The sequence below is a fragment of the Burkholderia sp. 9775_39 genome, assembly GCF_015712225.1.
GTDB classification, from domain to species: Bacteria; Pseudomonadota; Gammaproteobacteria; order Burkholderiales; family Burkholderiaceae; genus Burkholderia; species Burkholderia cenocepacia.
In genome coordinates, this window is the sequence record NZ_JACCQC010000019.1 from 114,103 (window position 1) to 135,220 (window position 21,118).

Annotated in this window: 19 protein-coding genes; 8 read left to right on the plus strand and 11 right to left on the minus strand. The window is 67.1% G+C overall.

Features of this window, described 5'->3' with window-relative positions; genetic code table 11:
- Window positions 1-9: 9 nt before the first annotated feature.
- Window positions 10-1,395, minus strand: a complete 1,386-nt coding sequence (locus tag H0X90_RS24395) for an amino acid permease (RefSeq protein ID WP_077189139.1) — start codon at window positions 1,393-1,395, stop codon at window positions 10-12.
- A 319-nt stretch (window positions 1,396-1,714) separates the two neighbouring features.
- On the opposite strand from H0X90_RS24395, the gene H0X90_RS24400 reads away from it, so the two are divergent.
- Window positions 1,715-2,188, plus strand: coding sequence for an Lrp/AsnC family transcriptional regulator (locus H0X90_RS24400; protein ID WP_006479071.1), 474 nt, complete (start codon window positions 1,715-1,717; stop codon window positions 2,186-2,188).
- A 26-nt stretch (window positions 2,189-2,214) separates the two neighbouring features.
- On the opposite strand, the gene H0X90_RS24405 is transcribed toward H0X90_RS24400, so the two are convergent.
- Window positions 2,215-3,072 carry an EamA family transporter gene (locus tag H0X90_RS24405; protein WP_077189188.1) on the minus strand — a complete coding sequence of 286 codons (858 nt, stop codon included), beginning with the start codon at window positions 3,070-3,072 and terminating at the stop codon, window positions 2,215-2,217.
- A gap of 399 nt (window positions 3,073-3,471) precedes the next feature.
- On the opposite strand from H0X90_RS24405, the gene H0X90_RS24410 reads away from it, so the two are divergent.
- Together H0X90_RS24410 and H0X90_RS24415 are read left to right on the plus strand one after the other, a co-directional pair.
- A complete protein-coding gene (locus tag H0X90_RS24410) occupies window positions 3,472-5,145 on the plus strand; it encodes a phospholipase C (RefSeq protein WP_006481710.1) in 1,674 nt (557 codons plus the stop codon).
- Between the two features lie 95 nt (window positions 5,146-5,240).
- Window positions 5,241-6,659 carry a cytochrome-c peroxidase gene (locus tag H0X90_RS24415; protein ID WP_062885508.1) on the plus strand — a complete coding sequence of 473 codons (1,419 nt, stop codon included), beginning with the start codon at window positions 5,241-5,243 and terminating at the stop codon, window positions 6,657-6,659.
- A 53-nt stretch (window positions 6,660-6,712) separates the two neighbouring features.
- On the opposite strand, the gene H0X90_RS24420 is transcribed toward H0X90_RS24415, so the two are convergent.
- From H0X90_RS24420 to H0X90_RS24440, 5 genes are all read right to left on the minus strand, one after another.
- On the minus strand, window positions 6,713-7,981 hold the full coding sequence (locus tag H0X90_RS24420; protein ID WP_077021075.1) for a glycosyltransferase: 1,269 nt from the start codon (window positions 7,979-7,981) through the stop codon (window positions 6,713-6,715).
- 219 nt (window positions 7,982-8,200) lie between these two features.
- Window positions 8,201-9,511 carry an FAD-binding oxidoreductase gene (locus tag H0X90_RS24425; RefSeq protein WP_012493322.1) on the minus strand — a complete coding sequence of 437 codons (1,311 nt, stop codon included), beginning with the start codon at window positions 9,509-9,511 and terminating at the stop codon, window positions 8,201-8,203.
- On the minus strand, window positions 9,508-10,263 hold the full coding sequence (locus tag H0X90_RS24430; RefSeq protein ID WP_077189140.1) for an amino acid ABC transporter ATP-binding protein: 756 nt from the start codon (window positions 10,261-10,263) through the stop codon (window positions 9,508-9,510). Before H0X90_RS24430 ends, H0X90_RS24425 begins: the two co-directional genes overlap by 4 nt.
- Entirely contained in the window at window positions 10,260-10,916 is a 657-nt protein-coding gene (locus H0X90_RS24435) for an amino acid ABC transporter permease (RefSeq protein WP_034202369.1), read from the minus strand. The genes H0X90_RS24430 and H0X90_RS24435 overlap by 4 nt, the downstream gene beginning before the upstream one ends.
- Before the next feature lie 88 nt (window positions 10,917-11,004).
- Window positions 11,005-11,781, minus strand: coding sequence for an ABC transporter substrate-binding protein (locus tag H0X90_RS24440; protein ID WP_006482855.1), 777 nt, complete (start codon window positions 11,779-11,781; stop codon window positions 11,005-11,007).
- Between the two features lie 159 nt (window positions 11,782-11,940).
- Here H0X90_RS24440 and H0X90_RS24445 point away from each other — a divergent pair, with 159 nt between their 5' ends.
- Window positions 11,941-12,732, plus strand: coding sequence for an IclR family transcriptional regulator (locus H0X90_RS24445; protein ID WP_006482854.1), 792 nt, complete (start codon window positions 11,941-11,943; stop codon window positions 12,730-12,732).
- A gap of 54 nt (window positions 12,733-12,786) precedes the next feature.
- Here H0X90_RS24445 and H0X90_RS24450 read toward each other — a convergent pair whose 3' ends face one another.
- A complete protein-coding gene (locus H0X90_RS24450; RefSeq protein WP_077189141.1) occupies window positions 12,787-13,239 on the minus strand; it encodes a type VI secretion system amidase immunity protein Tai4 in 453 nt (150 codons plus the stop codon).
- Entirely contained in the window at window positions 13,236-13,472 is a 237-nt protein-coding gene (locus H0X90_RS35815) for a T6SS effector amidase Tae4 family protein (RefSeq protein WP_230463858.1), read from the minus strand. Before H0X90_RS35815 ends, H0X90_RS24450 begins: the two co-directional genes overlap by 4 nt.
- Before the next feature lie 548 nt (window positions 13,473-14,020).
- Between H0X90_RS35815 and H0X90_RS24460 the strand changes: the two genes are divergently transcribed.
- The 4 genes from H0X90_RS24460 to H0X90_RS24475 all read left to right on the plus strand — a co-directional run bounded on the left by H0X90_RS24460 (window position 14,021) and on the right by H0X90_RS24475 (window position 18,131).
- Window positions 14,021-14,731, plus strand: a complete 711-nt coding sequence (locus H0X90_RS24460) for a GntR family transcriptional regulator (RefSeq protein ID WP_006482853.1) — start codon at window positions 14,021-14,023, stop codon at window positions 14,729-14,731.
- 73 nt (window positions 14,732-14,804) lie between these two features.
- Window positions 14,805-15,611 carry an SDR family oxidoreductase gene (locus H0X90_RS24465; RefSeq protein WP_006494903.1) on the plus strand — a complete coding sequence of 269 codons (807 nt, stop codon included), beginning with the start codon at window positions 14,805-14,807 and terminating at the stop codon, window positions 15,609-15,611.
- A gap of 35 nt (window positions 15,612-15,646) precedes the next feature.
- Window positions 15,647-16,579, plus strand: a complete 933-nt coding sequence (locus tag H0X90_RS24470) for a 3-keto-5-aminohexanoate cleavage protein (RefSeq protein WP_006482842.1) — start codon at window positions 15,647-15,649, stop codon at window positions 16,577-16,579.
- A 223-nt stretch (window positions 16,580-16,802) separates the two neighbouring features.
- Complete coding sequence (locus H0X90_RS24475) at window positions 16,803-18,131, plus strand: MFS transporter (RefSeq protein ID WP_058903093.1); 1,329 nt, start codon at window positions 16,803-16,805, stop codon at window positions 18,129-18,131.
- Between the two features lie 64 nt (window positions 18,132-18,195).
- Here H0X90_RS24475 and H0X90_RS24480 read toward each other — a convergent pair whose 3' ends face one another.
- Both H0X90_RS24480 and H0X90_RS24485 read right to left on the minus strand, forming a co-directional pair.
- A complete protein-coding gene (locus tag H0X90_RS24480; protein WP_012493319.1) occupies window positions 18,196-19,518 on the minus strand; it encodes a TIGR00366 family protein in 1,323 nt (440 codons plus the stop codon).
- Between the two features lie 218 nt (window positions 19,519-19,736).
- On the minus strand, window positions 19,737-21,062 hold the full coding sequence (locus H0X90_RS24485; protein WP_077189142.1) for a chloride channel protein: 1,326 nt from the start codon (window positions 21,060-21,062) through the stop codon (window positions 19,737-19,739).
- Window positions 21,063-21,118: the final 56 nt, after the last annotated feature.

Sequence of the window (21,118 nt, forward strand, 5' to 3'; positions counted from 1 at the left end):
TGGCCTGCGTCAGCGTGCGGAGACGCCATCATGCACCGCAAAGCCGGCATTCTTCTGACGGAAGCGATACCCGACCGCGAGCACCGCGAGCCATACCGGGATCAGGTACACCGACAGGCGGAGATCCGGCGTCAGGTACATCACGACGAGAATGCCGGCCATGAATGCCAGGCACAGGTAATTCGTGAAAGGATAGCCCAGACTGCGGAAGGAAGTCTCCTCCCCGGCAGCGCGCTTGGCTTTGCGGAACTTCAGGTGGATCAGGCTGATCATCGCCCAGTTGATGATCAGCGCCGACACGACGAGGCCCATCAGCACCTCGAACGCTTTGCCCGGCATGAAGTAGTTGACCAGCACGCACACGCCGGTCGCGAGCGCCGATGCGCCGAGCGCCGCGAGCGGGATGCCGCGCTTGTTCACCGAGCACAGCACCTTCGGCGCGTTGCCCTGCTGCGCGAGGCCGAACAGCATCCGGCTGTTGCAGTACACGCCGCTGTTGTAGACCGACAGCGCGGCCGTCAGCACGACGACGTTCAGCACGTTCGCGACCAGGTTGCTGCTGAGCGCGTGGAAGATCAGCACGAACGGGCTGCCGCCGCTGACGACCTTCTCCCACGGATACAGCGATAGCAGCACGGCCAGCGCGCCGATGTAGAAAATCAGGATGCGGTAGATGACCTGGTTGGTCGCGCGCGGGATGCTGCGCTTCGGATCGTCGGCCTCGGCCGCGGTGATGCCGACCAGCTCGAGCCCGCCGAACGAGAACATGATCGCGGCCATCGACATCACGAGGCCCGACACGCCGTTCGGGAAGAAGCCGCCGTGCTGCCACAGGTTCCGGACGGTGGCTTCCGGCCCGGCGTGGCCGCTCGCGAGCAGCCAGCCGCCGAAGCCGATCATCCCGACGATCGCGGCGACCTTGATGATCGAGAACCAGAATTCCGTCTCGCCGTACGACTTCACGCTGGTCAGGTTGATCAGGTTGATCGCGACGAAGAACACGAGCGCCGACACCCAGGTCGGCACGCCCGGCCACCAGTACTGCACGTAGATCCCGACGGCCGACAGTTCGGCCATGCTGACGAGGATGTACAGCACCCAGTAGTTCCAGCCGGACAGGAAGCCCGTGAAGTGGCCGAAGTACTTGTTCGCGAAATAGCTGAACGACCCCGCGACGGGCTCGTCGACGACCATCTCGCCGAGCTGGCGCATGATGAAGAACGCCACGACGCCGGCTACCGCGTAGCCGAGCAGCACGGACGGGCCGGCCATCTTGATCGTCTGCGCGATGCCGAGAAACAGCCCCGTGCCGAGCGCGCCGCCGAGCGCAATCAGCTGGATGTGCCGGTTCTTCAGCCCGCGCTTCAGGCCGTCGCTCTCGTTTCCAGAAACCATGTCTTCTCCACTCTGTCCGCTTCCGCCTGGAGCGGTGCGGCGCGCCTCGGTGTGCCGGGCGCTGTTTTGCTGTGCCGGCGGCCGTTCGTGGAGCCGCCGGGTTGGGGACTGCAATCTTCGCGTGCCGGCATTCGATCCGCGTCGGCGTGCCGGCCAGACCCGCCGCCGACTCGTCGCCCACGCCGCATTGCTGCGGCCGCACACGAAAATCCGGCGTCAGTTTAGCGTCGCGACGGCGAAATCGGGTTGCGTAACCCGCTCATGCAAACCCTACATTATGAGATAAGATTGCATCCAGGAGACAGATGAGGAAACAAAAATGCCTGAACCGGTTCTCGATCGCATCGATCGCCACTTGCTGTCGGTGTTGCAGGAGAACGGCCGCGCGTCGAACCTCGACCTGGCGAAGGCCGTCGGCCTGTCGCCCGCGCAGACCTTGCGACGCCACCGCCGGCTGGAGGAAATCGGCGCGATCCGCCGTTACGAAACCCGGCTCTGCCCCGACACGCTCGGCTTCGGCGTCACCGCGTTCGTGCACGTGACGATGGAGCGCGGACATATCCGCGATCTGTCGAAGTTCCAGAAACTCGTGTCGGATCTCGCGCAGATCCAGGAGTGTTTCTCGGTGACGGGCGACATCGACTATGTGCTGAAGGTCGTCGCGCACGACCTGAAGGGGCTGTCGACGTTCCTGCTCGAAACGCTGATGCGCATTCCCGGCGTGAGCGGCGTGCATTCGAGCGTGTGCCTCGACGAGATCAAGTGTACGAGTGCGATGCCGGTGGAAAGCTGACACGCCCGGCGCACCGGGGTGATCCTTTACCCCACCGCCTCGAACGCACTGATCAACAACGCCCCCGCCGCGATCACCACGCAACCGGCCGCCCGGCGCGGCGTCAGCCGCTCGCCGAGATACACGCGCGCGATCAGCGCCGCGAACACCACGCTCGTCTCCCGCAGCGCCGACACCGGCCCCATCGGCGCGCGATCCATCGCCCAGATCACGATGCCGTACGCGAGCGCCGCGAATACGCCGCCGCAGGCGGCCTTCGCGGTTTCGCCGACATCCTGCGTCAACCGCAACGATCCCGCCCGCAGCCGGTAGTACCCGGCCATCAGCGCGCCCGTCAGCACGAACATCCACGCGGTATAGCCGACCGTGCTGCCGCTCTCGCGCACACCGATCCCGTCGACCACGCTGTACGCGGCGATCGACACGCCGGTCGCGAACGCCGTCGGCAGCACCTGCGTCATCCGGTGTCGGGCGCCGCGTCCGCGCTCCAGCCCGATCGCCATGATCCCCGCGCAGATCAGCACGAGCCCGCCTTGCGCACCGAAGTTCAGGCGCTCGCCGGCGAACGCCGCCGCGCCGAGCGTGACGAGCAGCGGCGCCGTGCCGCGCGCGACCGGGTATGCGATGGTCAGGTCGCCGTGTTCGTACGCGCGGACGAGCAGCAGCGTATAGACGACGTGGATCACGGCCGACGCGACGACGCACAGCCAGCTCGTCGGCGTGATCGGCGCGGCGGCCGGCAGGAACAGCAGCGCGAACAGCCCGATCGCGATCTGCAGCACCGTGGCCGAGCGCAGCCGGTCGCCGCTGCTGCGCACCAGCGCATTCCATGACGCGTGCAGGAACGCCGCGCACAGAACGGCAAACAGAACGGGGATCGGCACGCTGAACACTCCCTGACGGTCGGAGGCCGCGCGGTGCGCGGCAGCCGTTCATCGTATGAATGCGTCACCGGATTGTCAAAAAAGCGACGCACGAGACCCCGGACGTGAGCCGGCCGCCACGCGCCCTGCCGCTCCCGCGCCGGATGCCGCCACCGCAGCACGCCCGTGGCGGCATGTGACGTGGAGATTGCACACGGTCCGCCCCTTTCCGTTCTCTTTCGCATCGCCCTGCGTCGTAATGAAACCGATACCGGAGCGCAACCATCGCGAAATCACTCCGTCCCCATATCTTCATACGCGGCTGGTCCAATGCGCGTGCTCCCTCACGAGCTTCGCGCCGAACCGACACGGCGACGGGGCCGTTCTCCACCATCGAAGACCTTACCCTGGAGTTTCCCGATGTTCCGTCAAGCCTTGCTCGTCACTGCCTGCGCAGCCGCAGCGCTGGCGCTGTTCGCCTGCGGCGGCAGCGACGATTCCACGCCGACGCCCGCAGTGTCGTCGCAGGATGCGCTGCAGACCGCCACGCCGATCAAGCACGTCGTCGTGATCTACGGCGAAAACATCTCGTTCGACCACTACTTCGGCACCTACCCGAACGCGACGAACCCGTCGGGCGAACCGGCGTTCACCGCGAAATCCGGCACGCCGACGCCGAACGGCCTGACGGGCACGCTGCTGACCGCGAACCCGAACTTCACGAACACGGCCAACGGCACCGACGCCGCGAACCCGTTCCGTCTCGACCGCACGCAGGCCGCGACCGCCGACCAGAACCACGCGTACACGGCCGAAGAGCAGGCCGAGGACAACGGTCTGGCGGACCTGTTCCCGAAGTACACGGGCAAGGGCTCGTCCGGCGGCGCCGGCGCGTTCGGCACGAAGGGCCAGGTGATGGGCTACTTCGACGGCAACACGGTGACCGCGCTGTGGAACTACGCGCAGCGCTTCGCGATGAGCGACAACACGTTCACGACGTCGTACGGCCCGTCGACGCCGGGCGCGCTGAACGTCGTGTCGGGGCAGACCAACGGGATGCAGATCGTCAAGACGTCGAAGCAGCCGTCGACGCTCGCCGCCAGCTCGTACTACATCAATGACGGCCAGGGCGGCTTCACGATGATCAACGACGTCGACCCGGGCTTCGACGTGTGTTCCAGCCCGACCGACCAGGCCATGATGACCGGCAAGAACATCGGCGACCTGCTGAACGGCGCGAACATCACGTGGGGCGGCTTCATGGGCGGCTTCAACCTGTCGACGACCAACGGCAACGGCACGACGGGCTGCGCGCGCAGCACGGTCGCCACCGCCGTGAACGCCGCGACGGCCGACTACATCCCGCACCACAACTGGTTCCAGTACTACGCGTCGACCGCGAACCCGCAGCACACGCGCCCGAGCTCGATCGCGGCGATCGGTTCGAGCGTCGAGACCGACGGCAAGACTCCCGAACCGGCGAACCACCAGTACGACACGGACGACTTCTTCGCCGCCGTGAAGGCCGGCAACTTCCCGTCGGTCAGCTACCTGAAGGCGCCGGCCGCGCAGGACGGCCACGCGGGCTATTCGGATCCGCTCGACGAGCAGGCGTTCGTGACCAAGGTCGTCAACTTCCTGCAGCAGCAGCCGGACTGGCAGAACACCGCGGTGATCGTCACCTATGACGACTCGGACGGCTGGTACGACCACGTGTACACGGCGCCGACGCGCGCATCGTCGGACCCGGTCGATCAGCTCAACGGCGCCGGCAAGTGCGGCACGGGCGGCACCACCGGCGTGAACGGCGCGACCGTGAACGGCCGCTGCGGCCCGGGCGTGCGCATCCCGCTGGTCGTGATCTCGCCGTATGCGAAGCAGAACTACGTCGATCACACGATGCTCGACCAGTCGTCCGTCGTGCGCTTCATCGAGGACAACTGGCTCGGCGGCCAGCGTATCGGCGGCGGTTCGTTCGATGCGACGGCGGGCGACCTGCGCAACCTGTTCGACTTCACGTCGAAGCCGAACACGACGCCGCTGTATCTCGACCCGACGCTCGGCACCGTATTGAGCGCCGCACCGTCGATCTGACCGTGACGGCATGACCGCAAGGCCGGCGCGTCACGCGCCGGCCGTTTCCGTTTCAACGCGCCGCTTCGCGCGACGCCCGATTTTCGACCGACAGCATGACAGCTCGCCCCGCATTTCCGTCTCCCGATGCCGCCGGCACGCCCGCGCCGCGCCCCCCTTCCCGCCTGCTGCGCCGCGCGGCGTTCGTGCTCGGCGCGGCCGTGATCGGCTATGGCGCGTTCGCGATCGCGTTTCCCGCGCAAGTGCCGGCGGCGATCGGCACCGTGGTCGCCGACTGGACCGGCGCGAACCCGCATCCGGTCGTGCTGCAGCGGCCCGCCGCGCAGCCGCTGTCGGCGGTCGCGCAGCTCGGGCGCGCGCTGTTCCACGATCCGTCGCTGTCGGCGTCGGGCAAGCAGTCATGCGCGTCGTGTCACAGCCCCGATCACGCGTACGGCCCGCCGAATGCGCTCGACGTGCAGCCGGGCGGCCTCGCGATGACGCAGCAGGGCTATCGTCCACCGCCGTCGCTGATGTACCTGTACCGCCAGCCGAATTTCAGCATCGGCCCCGACGCCGGCGAAAACGACGCCGCGCCGAGCGTCGCGCAGCAGGCCGCGGCGGCGGCCGGCGTCGTCAAGGCGCAGAAGGTGGCCGGCACGTCGGCCGCGCCGCAGCTCGTGCCGCAGGGCGGGATGTTCTGGGACGGCCGCGCCGATACGCTGCAGCAACAGGCGTTCGGCCCGCTGCTGAATCCGGTCGAAATGGCGAACGCGAGCGTCGACGACGTCGCGCACAAGCTCGCGCAATCGTCGCATCGTGCGCAACTGGAGCAATTATTCGGCGCGCGCGTGTTCGACCGCCCGCAGCTCGCGGTATCGGAAGCGATGTTCGCGATCGCGCGCTATCAGGTCGAGGATCCGTCGTTCCATCCGTACGACAGCAAGTACGATCGCTGGCTCGAGGGCCGCGCCCGCCTGACGCAGGCCGAACTGCGCGGGCTGCGCCTGTTCAACGATCCGGACAAGGCGAATTGCGCGGGCTGCCACTTGTCGAAACCCGGCAAGGACGGGCTGCCGCCGATGTTTACCGATTACCAGTACGAGGCGCTGGGCGCGCCGCGCAATCGAGCGCTCGCGCAGAACCGCAATCCGGCGTTCTACGATCTCGGCGTGTGCGGGCCGTTCCGCGACGACCTGAAGGACCAGACACAGTATTGCGGAATGTTTCTGACGCCGACGCTGCGCAACGCGGCGACGCGCCACGTGTTCTTCCACAACGGCGTGTTCCACACGCTCGATCAGGTGATGGCGTTCTACAACGAACGCAGCATCTCGCCGCAGAAGTTCTACTCGCGCGGCGCGGACGGCAAGGTCGACGAATACGACGACATTCCGCCGAAATATCGCGCGAACGTGGACGTGACCGACGCGCCGTTCGATCGCAAGCCCGGCGACAAGCCCGCGATGACCGCGCAGGACATCAAGGACATCGAGGCGTTCCTGAATACGCTTACCGACCCGGCTGCGCGGTAAACGACACGCGCCCCGCCGAAGCGGGGCGCGTCACGCCGCCAGGACATCGGCCGTCAGCCGGCGCGCTGCATGCCCTCGCCCGATGGCGCCCGACACCGGCTTGCGCGTTTCACGCGAATCGCCTCGATGCACGCATCGAGCCGCCGGTTGCTTTCCGCAATGCCGAAGCGTGCCGCCCGCTCGAACGCCCGGGCGGCCAGGTCGGCACGCAGTCGGTCGTCGGTCAGCAATTGCGCCATCGCGCGGGCCAACGCATCGACATTCCCGACTTCCACCAGCAATCCCGCGCGGCCGTGGTCGAGAATCTCGCGCGGCCCGGTCGGGCAATCCGTCGATACGATCGCCTTGCCGAGGGCGAGTGCCTCGATCAGCACCATCGGCATCCCTTCGTTCTTCGAACTCAGCACCATGATCGACGCGCCCGCCATCAGCGGATGCGGGTTGTCCATCTGCCCCATGAAATGCACTCGCGCGCCGATGCCGAGCTCGTGCGCGAGACGCATGAGCTCGTCGCGATGGGCGCCGTCGCCGGCAAGCACGAGATGCTCCGCCAAATCGCGCTGCGCGACGAGTTGCGCATACGCGCGCAGCAACGTGCGGTGATCTTTCTGGAGTTCATCGAGCCGGGCGACGGAGACGATGTAAGGCACATCGCTTGGCAACGGGGGACGCGCGGCAGTCGCGTTCTCGCGAATGGCGTCGATGTCGATCGCGTTGGGCAGGACGGTGACTTGCTGCAGCCGGTCGCCGAACATCCGGTCGGCTTCGTCGCCCATCTGCGGGTTCAATGCGGCAATACTGTCGTAGCGGCTGTACTGCTCGAGCAGGCGGCGCATGCGCCGGCCGCGGCCGCCCAGCCGGGCGACGAAGCTGAAGTGATTGACGCCGATCCAGGCCACCCCGAAGCGGCCGGCAAGGCGCCGCAGCGACAAGTCGTAGTCGACGATGACGTCTACGTCGCGCGCCAGTTCGGCGACACGCCGCCCGATGTACGGACGCACCGCGAGCGCGCCGTGAAGGTCACGAGCAATCCGGCCCACTTTGTCGAGCTTGCGTGCGTGGCGGCGGTCCTGGAAATAGCGAAGCCACTGCGGACGCACCAGGATTTCAATGGGGATGTCATCCGGAATCAGGGCGCGAAAGCGCTGCGTCAGCATCGGCGACGCGTACGTGACCGACAATGTGGCCCTGAAACGCTTGCGATCGAGGATGCGCAGCCACTGGATCAGAGACGATTCGATCCCGCCGTTCCCGAAATCGGTTACGTGAAACAACACGCGAACACGCGTGTCCGCACTTTCGGTATACCCCGCGTCGGCCATGATTTCTATTATGTTGTCTATTGTTGGACTATGCACCTGATTTGGGCGCGGCCTTTTATAACATAGGGTATTCCAATAGCCAAGCAAGGACGGGGCGCGGTCGATTTTTCCCTATTGCCGGAATCAGGTAGGGGCGACAGTCGCCGATTGCGAAGCCATCCGCCGGCATCTCACGCAAACGTCGGAGCACGCGATGCGCGGTTCAACCGCCCACCTGCGTCAGGACAGGCTGTCGAGCAACCGATACCAGGCGACCCCGGCCGCGATATAGAAGCGCTGCAGCCCGTGCAACGGAATCGGCCGGATCGGCGACACGCGGAACGGCAGCGGCAATTGCGCATCGCCCGACAGATGCGCGGCCAGATGCTTGCCGAGCGTCGTCGCCATCGCGATGCCGCGGCCGTTGTAGCCGAGCGCGATCGTCACGCCCGGTGCGGGCTCGTGCACGTGCGGCAGAAAATCCGCGGTGATCGCGACGCGCCCGGCCCAGCGGTATTCGAACCGGACGCCCTTCAGTTGCGGATACAACAGCGTCGTCGCGCGTTCCAGATGGCGCCAGTCGCCCGGCGCGCGCGGTTCGGCGAACGGGCCGCGGCCGCCCATCAGCAGTCGCCCGGCCGCATCGCGGCGAAAGTACAGCAACAGGCGCCGCGCATCGGATGCGACCTCGCCGCCGGCGAGGATGTCGCGACCGAGTTCCGGCGCGAGCGGTTGCGTCGCGACGATGAAACTGTTCGCGGCGATCACCGACTGGCGCAAGCCGGGCCATAGCCCATCCGTGTAGCCGTTGGTCGCGATCACGACGCGCGCGGCCGACAGCGTCGCGCCGCCGGACGTCGCGACCTGCCAGCGGCCGTCGGCACGCGTCAGCCCGACGGCGCGGGTCAAGCCGTGCACGACCGCACCGCTCGCCTGCGCGGCGCGCACGAGGCCGCGCGTATAGCTGAGCGGCTGCACGCTGCCCGCGCGGCGATCGATCCAGCCACCCGCATACGCGGGCGTGCCGAGCCGTCGCGCGACGTCGTCGCGGCCGAGCACCTCGACCGGCGCGCCGCGCGCGGCCCACTGCTGCGCGCGGCGGGCGACCGTGTCGAGCATCGCGGCGGTCGGCGCGGGCTGGATCCAGCCCTGGCGACGCGCATCGCAGTCGATCGCGTGCCGCGCGATCAGGTCGAACACGGTATCGGCCGCGCCGCCGACGATACCGGCAAGCTGCTCGCCGGCCGCGTCGCCGAACCGGCGAACGAGTTCGTCGGGGTCGTATTTCAGCCCGGGAATGACCTGCCCGCCGTTACGGCCGGACGCGCCCCAGCCCGGCTGCGCGCCGTCGATCACGCGGACGTTCACGCCGCGTTCGGCCAGGTGAAGTGCGGTCGACAGGCCCGTGAAGCCGGCGCCGACGATCGCCACGTCGCACGATACGGACGCGTCGAGCGCGGGCGTATCGGGCGCCGGCGCGGCGGTCGCCGCCCACAGCGAATCCGGCCACGGCGAGTCGGGCCATCCGGGTGCCGCGTTCGTTGCGCTCATGTTCGATCCGGGTTGTCGGCGCCGTCCGACGCCAGCAGGCGACGCAGGAATTCCTGCGTGCGGGGATGAGTCGGCTGCGTGAGCACGTCGCGCGCCGGTCCGCTTTCGCAGATCGTGCCGTCGTGCAGGAAGCACACGCGATCGGCCACCTCGCGCGCGAACGCCATTTCGTGCGTGACGACCACCATGGTCATCCCGTCGCGGGCGAGCCCGCGCATCACGCCGAGCACTTCGCCGACGAGTTCGGGGTCGAGCGCCGACGTCGGCTCGTCGAACAGGATCGCCTGCGGCTCCATCGCGAGCGCGCGGGCGATCGCGACGCGCTGCTGCTGCCCGCCCGACAGCTCGGACGGATACGCATTCATCCGGTGCGCGAGGCCGACCTTGTCGAGCAGCGCGCGGGCCTGCTCGCGCGCCTGCACGACCGGCACGCGCCGCACGTGCACCGGCCCTTCCATCACGTTCTCGAGCGCCGTGCGGTGGGCAAACAGGTTGAAGCGCTGGAACACCATGCCGACCCGCATCCGCAGCTCGTGGATCCGCTTCGAATGCGCGTCGACCTTCACGCCGTCGATCGTGATCGACCCTTCGTCGTAGGTCTCGAAGCCGTTGATACAGCGCAGCACGGTCGACTTGCCGGAACCGGAGGGCCCGATCAGGCACACGACTTCACCCGGCTGCACGTCGAGGCTCACGCCCTTCAGCACCGCGTGCTGCTGAAACCGTTTATGGATGGAATCGATCCGGATCATGCGCCCCTCCTCAGTGCGAGCCGCTTGCCGAGCCGGTTCACCCCGAACATCAGCGGCAGGCCGAGTGCGAGATACAGCAGCGCGACGAGCGTATACACGCTCATGTTCTGGAACGTCGACGACGCGATCAGCTGGCCGGCGCGCGTGATCTCCGCGACGGTGATCGTCGACGCGACCGACGAATCCTTCAGCAGCATCACGAGCGTGTTGCCGTACGGCGGCAGCGCGATGCGAAACGCCTGCGGCAGCACCACGCGCCGCATGATCATCGGGCCGCGCATGCCGATGGCGTGCGCGGCTTCGATCTGGCCGCGGTCGATCGCCTCGATGCCGGCGCGGAAGTTCTCGGCCTGGTATGCCGAATACGCGATGCCGAGCCCGAGCACGCCGGCCTGGAACGCCGACAGTTGGACGCCGAGATCGGGCAGCACGAAGTACATGTAGAACAGCTGCACGATGATCGGCAGCCCGCGGATCACGTTGACGATCGTGCTGCCGGCCGTCGCGACGGCACGATTGCGCGACACCTTCAACAACGCGAGGATCAGCCCAAGCACCGAGCTGAGCACGAACGCGCATGCGGTGATCTCGATCGTGACCACCGCGCCCTTCAGCAGGATCGGCAGAAAATCGATCGCATTCTGGAAAAACATGAGGTCTCCTATGCGACGTCGGGACGGCGCGCCGCGGTGGATGCCCGCGACGCGCGGGCGATGCCGGTCGGGAATCGCGCGCCGGCGCTCAGCTCATGTGCCACTTCTGCAGGATCTGCTGCAGCGTGCCGTCGCCCTTCATCTTGCGGATCGCGCCGTTGAGCTGTTCGAGCGTCGCGGTGTCGCCCTTGCGCACGATGAAGCAGACCTGCCCCTTCACGACGCTCTGGTATTCGGGCACGAGCCGCACCTGGCGATTGACGCCGTGCTCGATCTGGTACGCGACGATCGGCTGGTCGGCGAAGCCGGCCTTGATGCGCCCGAGCGCGACGTCGCGCATGATGTCGGCGATCGAATCGTAGGTCCGCACTTCCTTGAAGATGCCCTTCTTGTTGAGCGCGTCGACGAACGCCGTGCCGACCTGCGCGCCGACCACCTGCCCCTTGAAATCGTCCATCGACGTATAGCGGCCGGGGTCGTCGGCCTTCACGATCAGGCCTTCGCCGAACGTGTAGACGGTGTCGGAGAAATCGACGACCTGCTGGCGCGCCGGCGTCTTCAGCATCGCGGCCGAGATGATGTCGATCTTCTGCGTGGTGAGCGACGGGATCAGCGCGGAGAACACGGTCTGCTGCACGTCGACGCGAAACCCCGCCGACTTCCCGGCCGCGGTGATCGCATCGACCATCATCCCCTGGATCGAATTGCTCTTGACGTCGAGAAACGTGAACGGCACGCCGGTGGCGGTCGCGCCGACCTTCAGCGTCGGCTCGGCCGCAACGACGCCCGCCGAGGCCGTGGAGAGTGCGATACAGGTGGCGAAACCGGCGGCCAGTGCGCCGAACCGCTTGATGAACGGAACCATGGTGTCTCCTTCTCGAATAATCCGGGCGCCGGCCGGTCGCTGATCGACACTGCGACGATGGCTCGATCTTAAAACGAATCAAAAATATCGTAAAAAGATTTTTCAGTATCGATATGCGATACGCTATGATGCGATATCGAATCGATCCCGCCTCAAGCCATGGAAACGTCGCCCGATCAGTCAAACGACCTGCTGTTCAACCAGTCGCTCGAAAAAGGGCTCAACGTGCTGCGCGCGTTCAGCGCGAAGCGGCGCACGATGACGCTCGCGGAAGTGGCCGACGCGGCCGGGATGACGAAAAGCTCGGCGCAGCGGATGGTCTATACGCTCGAGAAGCTCGGCTACATCCGCAAGCATCCGGTCACGCGGCGTTACCAACTCACGCCGCACGTGATGCGGATCGGCTTCAACTATCTCGCGGCCGATACGCTGATCGACGTCGCGAATCCGTTCCTGTCCGAGCTCACGAACCTGACCGGCGAAACCACCAACCTCACCGAGCCGGACGAGGACGAAATGGTGTACGTCGCGCGTTTCGTGTCGACCAAGTTCGTGCCGATCCACATGCCGATCGGCAGCCGTATCCCGATGTACTGCACCGGCAGCGGGCGCGCGTTCCTGAGCGCGTTGCCGCCGGCCGACGCGCGTGCACGGCTCGACGACATGGTGCGCACGCCGCATACGCCGCGCACGGTCACGGCGCTCGACGAACTCGTCGCGTTGCTCGACAGTGCGCGGCGCGAAGGCTACGCGACCAACCAGGAAGAACTGTTCATCGGCGACATGTCGATCGCCGCGCCCGTGCTCGGCAGCCAGGGGCAGCCGGTCGCGGCCGTGCACGTGGTCGCGCCGACGAGCCGCTGGACGTTCGACGATGCGCGCCGCAAGCTCGCGCCGGCGGTGATCGACTGTGCGCGCGGGATCAGCAATTCGATTCGGACGCTCGAATAGCGTCGACGAAACGGCATGCGGCGCGCCGTTGCATTGCGTAGCGGCGCTTGATCGCTACCGCGGCTTCGGCGAATGCTCGGTTCGATAGGTACGGTTCGGACGCGATACGAGCTGCTTCGCTGCAGCGTCCAGTTCCTTGCCGTGATACAGATCGACGCACCTCAGGAAGTCGAACTTCACATCCGCGACTTCCGATTCGACAACCGGACTCCGATAGTCGCGAGCCAGATACTTCGCGACCAGCGCGTGAATGACGTCCGGCGCACGTTCCATGTCGTAGTAGGTCCAGTCGCGCAAAGCGCTGATGCTGCTGCCGATGTCCTTGCTCGCGCCGGGCGCCTGCTTGTATGCGGTAGCCAGGCACTCCGCGAGCACCATGTCCTTGAAGTACTGGAGGTAAGTTCGTGAGCCGGCCTCGGGCGAAGTTTGTGCGACGTCCTTCGCCACGGCCATCGTCGGTTGAAACGCGAAGCACGCCAACGCGGCAGCGATCCGGACTCCCCTCATGACAGGCTCCAAAAATTTGCGCGATCGGTACGATACCGCGCGCCCGGTTCGTTGAAGTAACAATGGTCGTAACACGTCCGCCCATTGAACAGCGTGGCGTGGCCCTGTGCATCGCTCCACCCCGACACCTCGAACAGGATGACGCCCTGCCGACCCGCAAGCAGCCCTCCGTTCGACGGCGGGTATTTGACGCCCTCAGCCTTCCCCCAGCGTTGCTCGAGAAAACGAATCAAGTCCCGGACACGAAAAAATATTGCCGATTGTCTCTGCCCGAGACCGTTTGCTCGGGGATTCTCGGTATCACCATACCGGCTTCACCCAGGATATAACTCATCCTCACCGCGCAAGTATTGCTCCATCGCTCTGTCGGATTCGGATTGTTGACGTTCTTCTCGACGTATCCACCTATCACTTTCGCAACGCGCTCACCGGAATTTGCCGGGTCGTAGATTCGCTGAGATGCCGCCCATGCAACGGCAAATGATGGACGTTTCACTTTGGCTCCTTGTTGTTGAGATGAATTCGACTCGAGGGCAAACGCATCGAAAACTCGCGACGGCTCATGTGCTCCGGGAACCTTCGAATCCATCGAATCAGGGCGTCATGATGCGCGATTTGAAAGTTTTTTGTAATGACGCCGGCTTCCCGGACGCCGCCCTCTTCTATTGCCCCCCTCGTTTTCCCCAATCCCGTTCGCCTTGACTCCGCTCCTCCGATCGTCAAAACTTCGCATATCGTCAGTGTGATCACAGATCGCAGATCAAACCCAGGAGAGCCCGTCTTGCCGCCTCGTATCGCCCCGCCCGCATTGAAGGTCATCGAACAGGAAACGATGGCCGACAAGGTCTACCAGCAACTGCGCGAAGCGCTGATGAGCGGCCGCTTCGCGCCTGGCCAGGCGCTGAGCCTGCGCAGCGTGGCCGAGGCGGTCGGCTCGTCGACGATGCCGGTGCGTGCCGCGCTCACGCGGCTGCGCGCCGAACGCGCACTGGTCGACGGCCCGAATCGGGCGCTCGTCGTCCCGCCGATGACGCTCGACATGCTCGACGAACTGCGCGACGTGCGGATCGCCCTCGAAGGCTGCATCGCCGAGCGCGCGTGCGCACGGATGACCGACGCGCAGATCGCGGCCGTACGCAAGACCTGCGAGACGATGCAGGCACACGCCGAGGCCGGCCGCTCGCGCGCCTACCTGCAAAGCAATTTTGCGTTCCACAGCGCGATCTATGCGCACGGCGCCAGCGAAAGCACGCTCGCGATCGTCGAGAACCTGTGGATGCGCGTCGGCCCGTTCCTCAACATGGTCGCGCTCGACATCCCGCACATGCGGCGCTCGATGGATGCGCACCGCGCGATCGTCGATGCGCTCGAACGGCGCGACGGCGCGGGCGTGCGGGCCGGCATCGCGCTCGACATCGGGGGCGCCGCGCACGACCTCGCCGAGACGCTGCGGGCCGAACAGACACCGCGGACCGTGAACGCGAAGCCGTAGCGGCCGCCTGCCACGGCCGCCCGATACCCAAGCGGCCGTCATCCCACAACATCAACGATGGAGACAACCCGGCATGACAGCTTCCGACCTGCTGAAACCCTATGACGGCCTGCGCGTCCTCGTGACCGGCGGCGCATCGGGCATCGGTCTCGAAATCGCCGACGCGTTCGCCGAATGCGGTGCGCGCGTGCACGTGTGCGACGCATCGCAAGCCGCGATCGCGGCGCTCGCCGACCGGCCGCCGCGTGCCGCGGCCGGCGCGATCAGCGCGACGCTGGCCGACGTATCCGACCCGGCCGCCGTCGAGCGCGTGTTCGCCGACGTGTCGACCACGCTCGGCGGCCTCGACGTGCTGGTCAACAACGCGGGCATCGCCGGCCCGACCGGCGGCATCGACGAAATCGACCCCGTGCAATGGGAGCAGACCGTCGCGATCAACCTGAACGCGCAATTCCAGTTCGCGCGCCGCGCGGTGCCGCTGCTGCGCGAGTCGAAACACGGCGGCGCGATCATTGCGCTGTCGTCGGTCGCCGGCCGGCTCGGCTACGCGTTCCGCACGCCGTATGCGGCCACCAAATGGGCGGTGGTCGGTCTCGTGAAAAGCCTCGCGATCGAACTCGGGCCGCTCGGCATCCGCGTGAACGCGATCCAGCCCGGCATCGTGCGCGGCCCGCGGATGCGCCGCGTGATCGAGGCGCGCGCGCAGCAGCTCGGCATCGGCTACGACGAAATGGAGCAGCGCTATCTCGAGAAGATCTCGCTGCGGCGCATGACCGATCCGGCCGAGATCGCCGCGACCGCGCTGTTCCTGTGCTCGCCGGGCGGGCACGGAATCACCGGGCAGGCGATCTCCGTCTGCGGCAACGTCGAAGTGCTCTGACGCCTCCTGCATCGTTCATCGAAAGGAATCCATCCGTGGCAAACGCTCGCAAAGTCATCATCACCTGTGCGCCGACCGGCGCGATCCATACGCCGTCGATGTCGCCGTACCTGCCCGTCACGCCGCACGAAATCGAAACGGCCGCGGTCGCGGCCGCGCAGGCCGGCGCGGCGATCCTGCATCTGCACGCACGCAACCCGTCGGACGGCAAACCGACGCAGGATCCGGCCGTGTTCGCCGAATTCCTGCCGCGCATCAAGGCACAGACCGACGCCGTGATCAACCTCACGTCCGGCGGCAGCCCGCACATGACGGTCGACGAACGGCTGCAGCCCGCGCTGCATTTCCAGCCCGAGGTCGCGTCGCTGAACATGGGCTCGATGAACTTCGGGCTGTACCCGATGCTCGAGCGCTTCCGCGAGCTGAAGCATCCGTGGGAGCGCGAACATCTCGAGAAAAGCCGCGATCTCGTGTTCAAGAACACGTTCGCCGACATCGAGACGATCCTCACGCGCTGCGGCGCGAACGGCACGCGGTTCGAATTCGAGTGCTACGACATCTCGCACCTGTACAACCTCGCGCACTTCGTCGATCGCGGGCTCGCGAAACCGCCGTTCTTCGTGCAGAGCGTGTTCGGCCTGCTCGGCGGGATCGGCGCGCATCCGGAGGACCTGATGCACATGCGCCGGACGGCCGACCGCCTGTTCGGCAGCGATTACGTATGGTCGATCCTCGGCGCCGGGCGCAACCAGATTCCGCTCGCGACGATCGGCGCCGCGCAAGGCGCGAACGTGCGCGTCGGGCTCGAGGATTCGCTGTGGATCGCGCCCGGCAAGCTCGCGGAATCGAGCGCCGCGCAAGTCCTGAAAATGCGTCAGGTGCTCGAAGGCCTGTCGCTCGAGATCGCGACGCCGGCCGAGGCGCGCGCGATGCTCGCACTCAAGGGCGGCGACGCGGTGAATTTCTGATCGCCGGGTCGCCACCCCAACACCAGAATCCGCAAGCGCAGTGACAAGGCGCCGGCCCGAGCCGGCCGGCGCCAGGACGCCCTTCATCGCCCCGCTCCGTTCGAGCGCCGCCGGCGCGGCTCCGTCGTCTGCCCATCCGCTGCCCGCACCGCAGCGGCATTTGCCGAACGCGGCGCGCCGTGCTTGCCGTGCGCGCCGGTTCGCCCTTACCGGAGTCGTCCGCATGTCCACTCATCACGCTCAGGCCCTGTCGTCCGCCGCCGGCGACGCGAACGCGTCGCTGAACCGGCTGCTGTTCCGCAAACTCATGCCGCTGCTGATCGCCGCGTACGTGATCAGCTTTCTCGACCGCACCAACATCGCGTTCGCCAAACACTCGATGGGCGTCGATCTCGGCATCTCATCGGCCGCGTACGGACTCGGCGCGGGGTTGTTTTTCCTGACCTACGCGCTCTTCGAGATCCCGAGCAACCTGATCATGCATCGCGTCGGCGCACGCTTCTGGATCACGCGGATCATGATCACGTGGGGCGCGCTGTCGGTCGCGATGGCGTTCGTCAGCGGCGAAACGTCGTTCTACGTGATGCGCCTGCTGCTCGGCGTGGCCGAAGCCGGCCTGTTTCCCGGCGTGATGCTGTATTTGACGTACTGGTTCGGCCGCGAGGAACGTGCGCGCGCCACCGGCTATTTCCTGCTCGGCGTGTGCATCGCCAACATCGTCGGCGGACCGCTGGCCGGCGCGCTGATCGAGCTCGACGGCACGCTCGGTTTCCACGGCTGGCAATGGCTGTTCGTCGTCGAAGGCATTCCGGCGATCCTGCTCGCGTTCGTCGTATGGATGCGATTGCCGGACCGGCCGAGCGCCGCGCCGTGGCTCGCTCCGGAAACCGGCCGCGCGCTCGAGCGCAAGCTGGCCGCCGAACAGGACGCGGGCGTCGCCGCGCACGGCGGCCATGCGTTCGGCGCCGCGCTGCGCGATCCGCAGATCTGGCTCGCGATCTTCGTGTACTTCTGCCACCAGTTGACCATCTACACGGTGATCTTTTTCCTGCCGGGCATCATCGGTGCGTCGGGGCGCCTCTCGCCGTTCGCGGTCGGGTTGCTGACTTCGCTGCCCTGGCTCGCCGCCGCGCTCGGGGCCGGCACGCTGCCGCGCTTCGCCCGTGAATCGCGTCATTCGCGCCGCATGCTGTGCGCGGGGCTGGTGGTCATGGCGGCCGGGATGGTCGGCGCCGCGCATGCGTCGCCGTTGGCGGGGCTGCTCTGCGTGTGCGTGGCCGCGTCGATGTTCTTCGTCGTCCAGTCGATCGTGTTCACGTTTCCGGCGTCGCGGCTGGCGGGCAGCGCGCTGGCCGGCGGGCTCGGGCTCGTGAATACGTGCGGGTTGCTCGGCGGCTTCGTCGGGCCGACCGTCGTCGGCGCGATCGAACAGGCGACCGGCAATGCAAAGAACGGGTTGACGCTGCTCGCGGCCGCGCTCGTGATCGCAGCGTTCGCGAGCCTCGCTTTGCGGCACGGGCACGAGCGCGCCGGCGTGCGGTCGCGCGGCTGAAGGCAGGCTGAAAAAATCCAGCGGACAGGATGCGGGCCTCGCGCCCGCCTCTCGTCTCACTTCGTCAGAACAGATACATCCCGGCGACGAACACCACGCCCGAGAACAGCAGGGTCGTCACGCAGTACCCCATGATGTCGCGTACGCCGAGCCCCGCGATCGCCAGCGCGGGCAGCGCCCAGAACGGCTGCGCCATGTTGGTCCACGCCTCGCCGTACGCGATCGCCATGGCCGCCTTGCCGAGATCGGCGCCGAGCGCCTGCGCGGCCGGCATCACGAACGGCCCCTGCACGACCCAGTGGCCACCGCCCGACGGCACCGCGAAATTGATCACGGCCGAGCTCAGGAATGCGAGCAGCGGGAACGTGTGCACGTTCGCGATATCGACGAACCACTTCGTGATCACGCCCGCGAGCCCCGAGTGATCCATCAACGCCTGGATGCCGGCGTAGAACGGAAACTGGATCATGATCCCGGACGCGCCGCGCGCCGCGCCGGCCACCGCGCGTGCATAGGCCATCGGCGTCCGGTGCAGCAGGATGCCGGCCGCGAGGAACGCGAGGTTCACCGTGTCGATGTCGAGCGCGAAGCCCTTCTGCGCGAAACGCAGCACGAGGAACGCCGCGCACAGCGCCGCGACGAGCATCGACAGCACGCGGCTCTCCTCCATCCGCTCCGCGAACGTCGCGTCGGGCCCGAGCTTGCGCTCGACGCTCGGCGGCTCGGCGAGCAGCGCCGGATCGACGCTGACGACGTCGCCCGGCTTCGGCATCATCATTCGCGCGAGAAACGGCAGCATCACGATCAGCCCGATCGTGACGAACGCGTTGTAGCCGGTGAAGATCGTGTCGGACACCGGAATCAGGCCGATGGTCTTTTCCATCGGATTGCCTTTCGTCGCCGCGACGAGCGGGATCGAACCCGACAGCCCGCCGTGCCAGCTCAGGAAGCCCATGTAGGCGGACGCGACGAGCAGCCGGTAGTCGCTGCCGGCCACGCGGCGCGCGACTTCGCGCGCCAGCATCGCGCCGAGCACGAGCCCGAAGCCCCAGTTGATCGCACAGGCCAGCGCGCCGACGAACGCGACGAGCATCACGCCCTGGCCGGGCGTGCGCGCGGTGCTCGCGAGCGCGACGAGCAGGCGCCGCACGGGCGGCGAACTCGCCAGCGCGTGGCCGGTGACGAGGATCATGACCATCTGCATCGAGAACGCGAGCAGGTTCCAGAAGCCCGAACCCCACATCGTCGTGAGTTGCACGGGTGTGTTCGGCGTGAGGCCGAACGCGAGCGCGAACGTGACGATCGTCAGCAGGATCGCGAAAATCAACGGGTCGGGCAACACGCGGTGGACCACCTGCGTGAAGAAGCGGGAAATGCGCTGGATCAACTTGAGCTCCTCGTTTCCTGATAGGGACATCCGCGCGTATCGTTGTTGGTTGAGGCGCGGAAACGCGCGGATTCTTGCACAGAACCGGCGGACGCGCTTCGGCGCGCAAAATCACGATCGCGTCGTGTCAGGACAGGGAAACGGGGAAAAACGGAGAAAGGCGGCACGATCCGCGCCGCCTTCGAGGGTAATGGCCGCCGCGCGTCAACGCACCGTCGTCACTTCACTGGCTCGCTCAGCGTCGCCACGTCCGTCACCCGCCGCTCGGCGAGCCGCTGCGCGAACCGATACGCGACGAGCGATCCCGCTACCGCCAGCAGCATCGGCACGAGGCTGTCGTGATTCGCACGCGTGAATTCGAGCAGCAGCACGACGGCCGTGACCGGCATCTGCATCGATGCGGCGAGAAACGCGGTCGCGCCGATCAACGCGCATCCGCCGAGCGATGCGCCGGGCCACACGGCGCTCCACAGCCCGCCGAGCACGATCCCGAGCAGCGCACCGTTCGCGAGACCCGGCGTCAGCAGCCCGCCTTCCGCGCCGGCCCGCAGGCTGCCGGCCTCGATCAGCACCTTCAGCACGAGCAGCGCCGCCGCGAGGCCGATCGTCAGCGTGCCGTCGAAACCCAGCGACGCCGGGCCCTTGCCGTTGCCGAGCAATTGCGGAAACCGCATCGACAGCACGCCGATCACCGCGAAGTTGAGCAGCGCGAACACCGGCAGCCGCCAGTCCTTCGGCGCGTCCGCCCGCGCGCGGGTGGTAAGTCGCACGAACCCGTACGCGGCGAAGCCGAACAGCGGCCCGCAGACGACCGACCATGCGACGAGCGGCGTGCTCAGCACGAACGCCGGCACCGTGTACTGGTGTTCGTTGCCGAGACCGAGCCACGCGACGATCGCCGCGATCGCGGATGTCACGACCGCCACGACCAGCGCACGCAGTTCGAACGTGCCGAGCAGCACCTCGAGCACGAAGATCGCGCCGCCGAGCGGCACGTTGTAGACGGCCGCGAGCCCCGCGCCGGCGCCGCATGCGACCATCAGCCGGCAGTCGTCGGGCGTGAGTCCCGCCGCATGGGCAAGCCGCCCGGCGAGCAGCGAACCGATCTCGCGCGGCGCGACTTCGCGGCCGAGCGGCGAGCCGAGCCCGACGGTGACGATCTGCAGCAGCGCGTGAACCATCGTGCTGACGAACGGCATCCGCGGATCGGCCGCGCGCACCGCGCGGCGGATGCTGACGAGCGGCCGGCCATACCGGTAAAGCGCCCACCAGCCGCCGCCCGCGACGATCCCGCAGACGACCAGCACCGCCAACCGGCGCAGCGGCTCGGCGCCGGTCACGCCACTGAGGAAGCTCTCGGCGCCGATCACGTGCGCGACGCTGTAGCCGTACGCGACGTGCTGGATCGCATGCAGCAGCAACGCGAGCAGCATGCCGCCGAGCCCCGCGCCGATACCGGTCAGGACCGTGACGACGGCCACGCGCGCGAACGGGCTGGCGGTCGGCGAAGATGCCGCGGGAGGGGACGGAAGATCGAGGCGCATAAGGTCGGCGAACGGGGATCGAAAAGACGGCATGCAACCCGCACGCCGTCGTCAGC

Excerpts from the sequence above, each read along its gene's own strand:
- H0X90_RS24395 (WP_077189139.1), bottom strand. The coding sequence starts at position 1,395 with ATGGTTTCTGGAAACGAGAGCGACGGCCTGAAGCGCGGGCTGAAGAAC.
- H0X90_RS24400 (WP_006479071.1), top strand. The coding sequence starts at position 1,715 with ATGCCTGAACCGGTTCTCGATCGCATCGATCGCCACTTGCTGTCGGTG.
- H0X90_RS24410 (WP_006481710.1), top strand. The coding sequence starts at position 3,472 with ATGTTCCGTCAAGCCTTGCTCGTCACTGCCTGCGCAGCCGCAGCGCTG.
- H0X90_RS24415 (WP_062885508.1), top strand. The coding sequence starts at position 5,241 with ATGACAGCTCGCCCCGCATTTCCGTCTCCCGATGCCGCCGGCACGCCC.
- H0X90_RS24420 (WP_077021075.1), bottom strand. The coding sequence starts at position 7,981 with ATGGCCGACGCGGGGTATACCGAAAGTGCGGACACGCGTGTTCGCGTG.
- H0X90_RS24425 (WP_012493322.1), bottom strand. The coding sequence starts at position 9,511 with ATGAGCGCAACGAACGCGGCACCCGGATGGCCCGACTCGCCGTGGCCG.
- H0X90_RS24430 (WP_077189140.1), bottom strand. The coding sequence starts at position 10,263 with ATGATCCGGATCGATTCCATCCATAAACGGTTTCAGCAGCACGCGGTG.
- H0X90_RS24435 (WP_034202369.1), bottom strand. The coding sequence starts at position 10,916 with ATGTTTTTCCAGAATGCGATCGATTTTCTGCCGATCCTGCTGAAGGGC.
- H0X90_RS24440 (WP_006482855.1), bottom strand. The coding sequence starts at position 11,781 with ATGGTTCCGTTCATCAAGCGGTTCGGCGCACTGGCCGCCGGTTTCGCC.
- H0X90_RS24445 (WP_006482854.1), top strand. The coding sequence starts at position 11,941 with ATGGAAACGTCGCCCGATCAGTCAAACGACCTGCTGTTCAACCAGTCG.
- H0X90_RS24450 (WP_077189141.1), bottom strand. The coding sequence starts at position 13,239 with ATGAGGGGAGTCCGGATCGCTGCCGCGTTGGCGTGCTTCGCGTTTCAA.
- H0X90_RS24465 (WP_006494903.1), top strand. The coding sequence starts at position 14,805 with ATGACAGCTTCCGACCTGCTGAAACCCTATGACGGCCTGCGCGTCCTC.
- H0X90_RS24475 (WP_058903093.1), top strand. The coding sequence starts at position 16,803 with ATGTCCACTCATCACGCTCAGGCCCTGTCGTCCGCCGCCGGCGACGCG.
- H0X90_RS24485 (WP_077189142.1), bottom strand. The coding sequence starts at position 21,062 with ATGCGCCTCGATCTTCCGTCCCCTCCCGCGGCATCTTCGCCGACCGCC.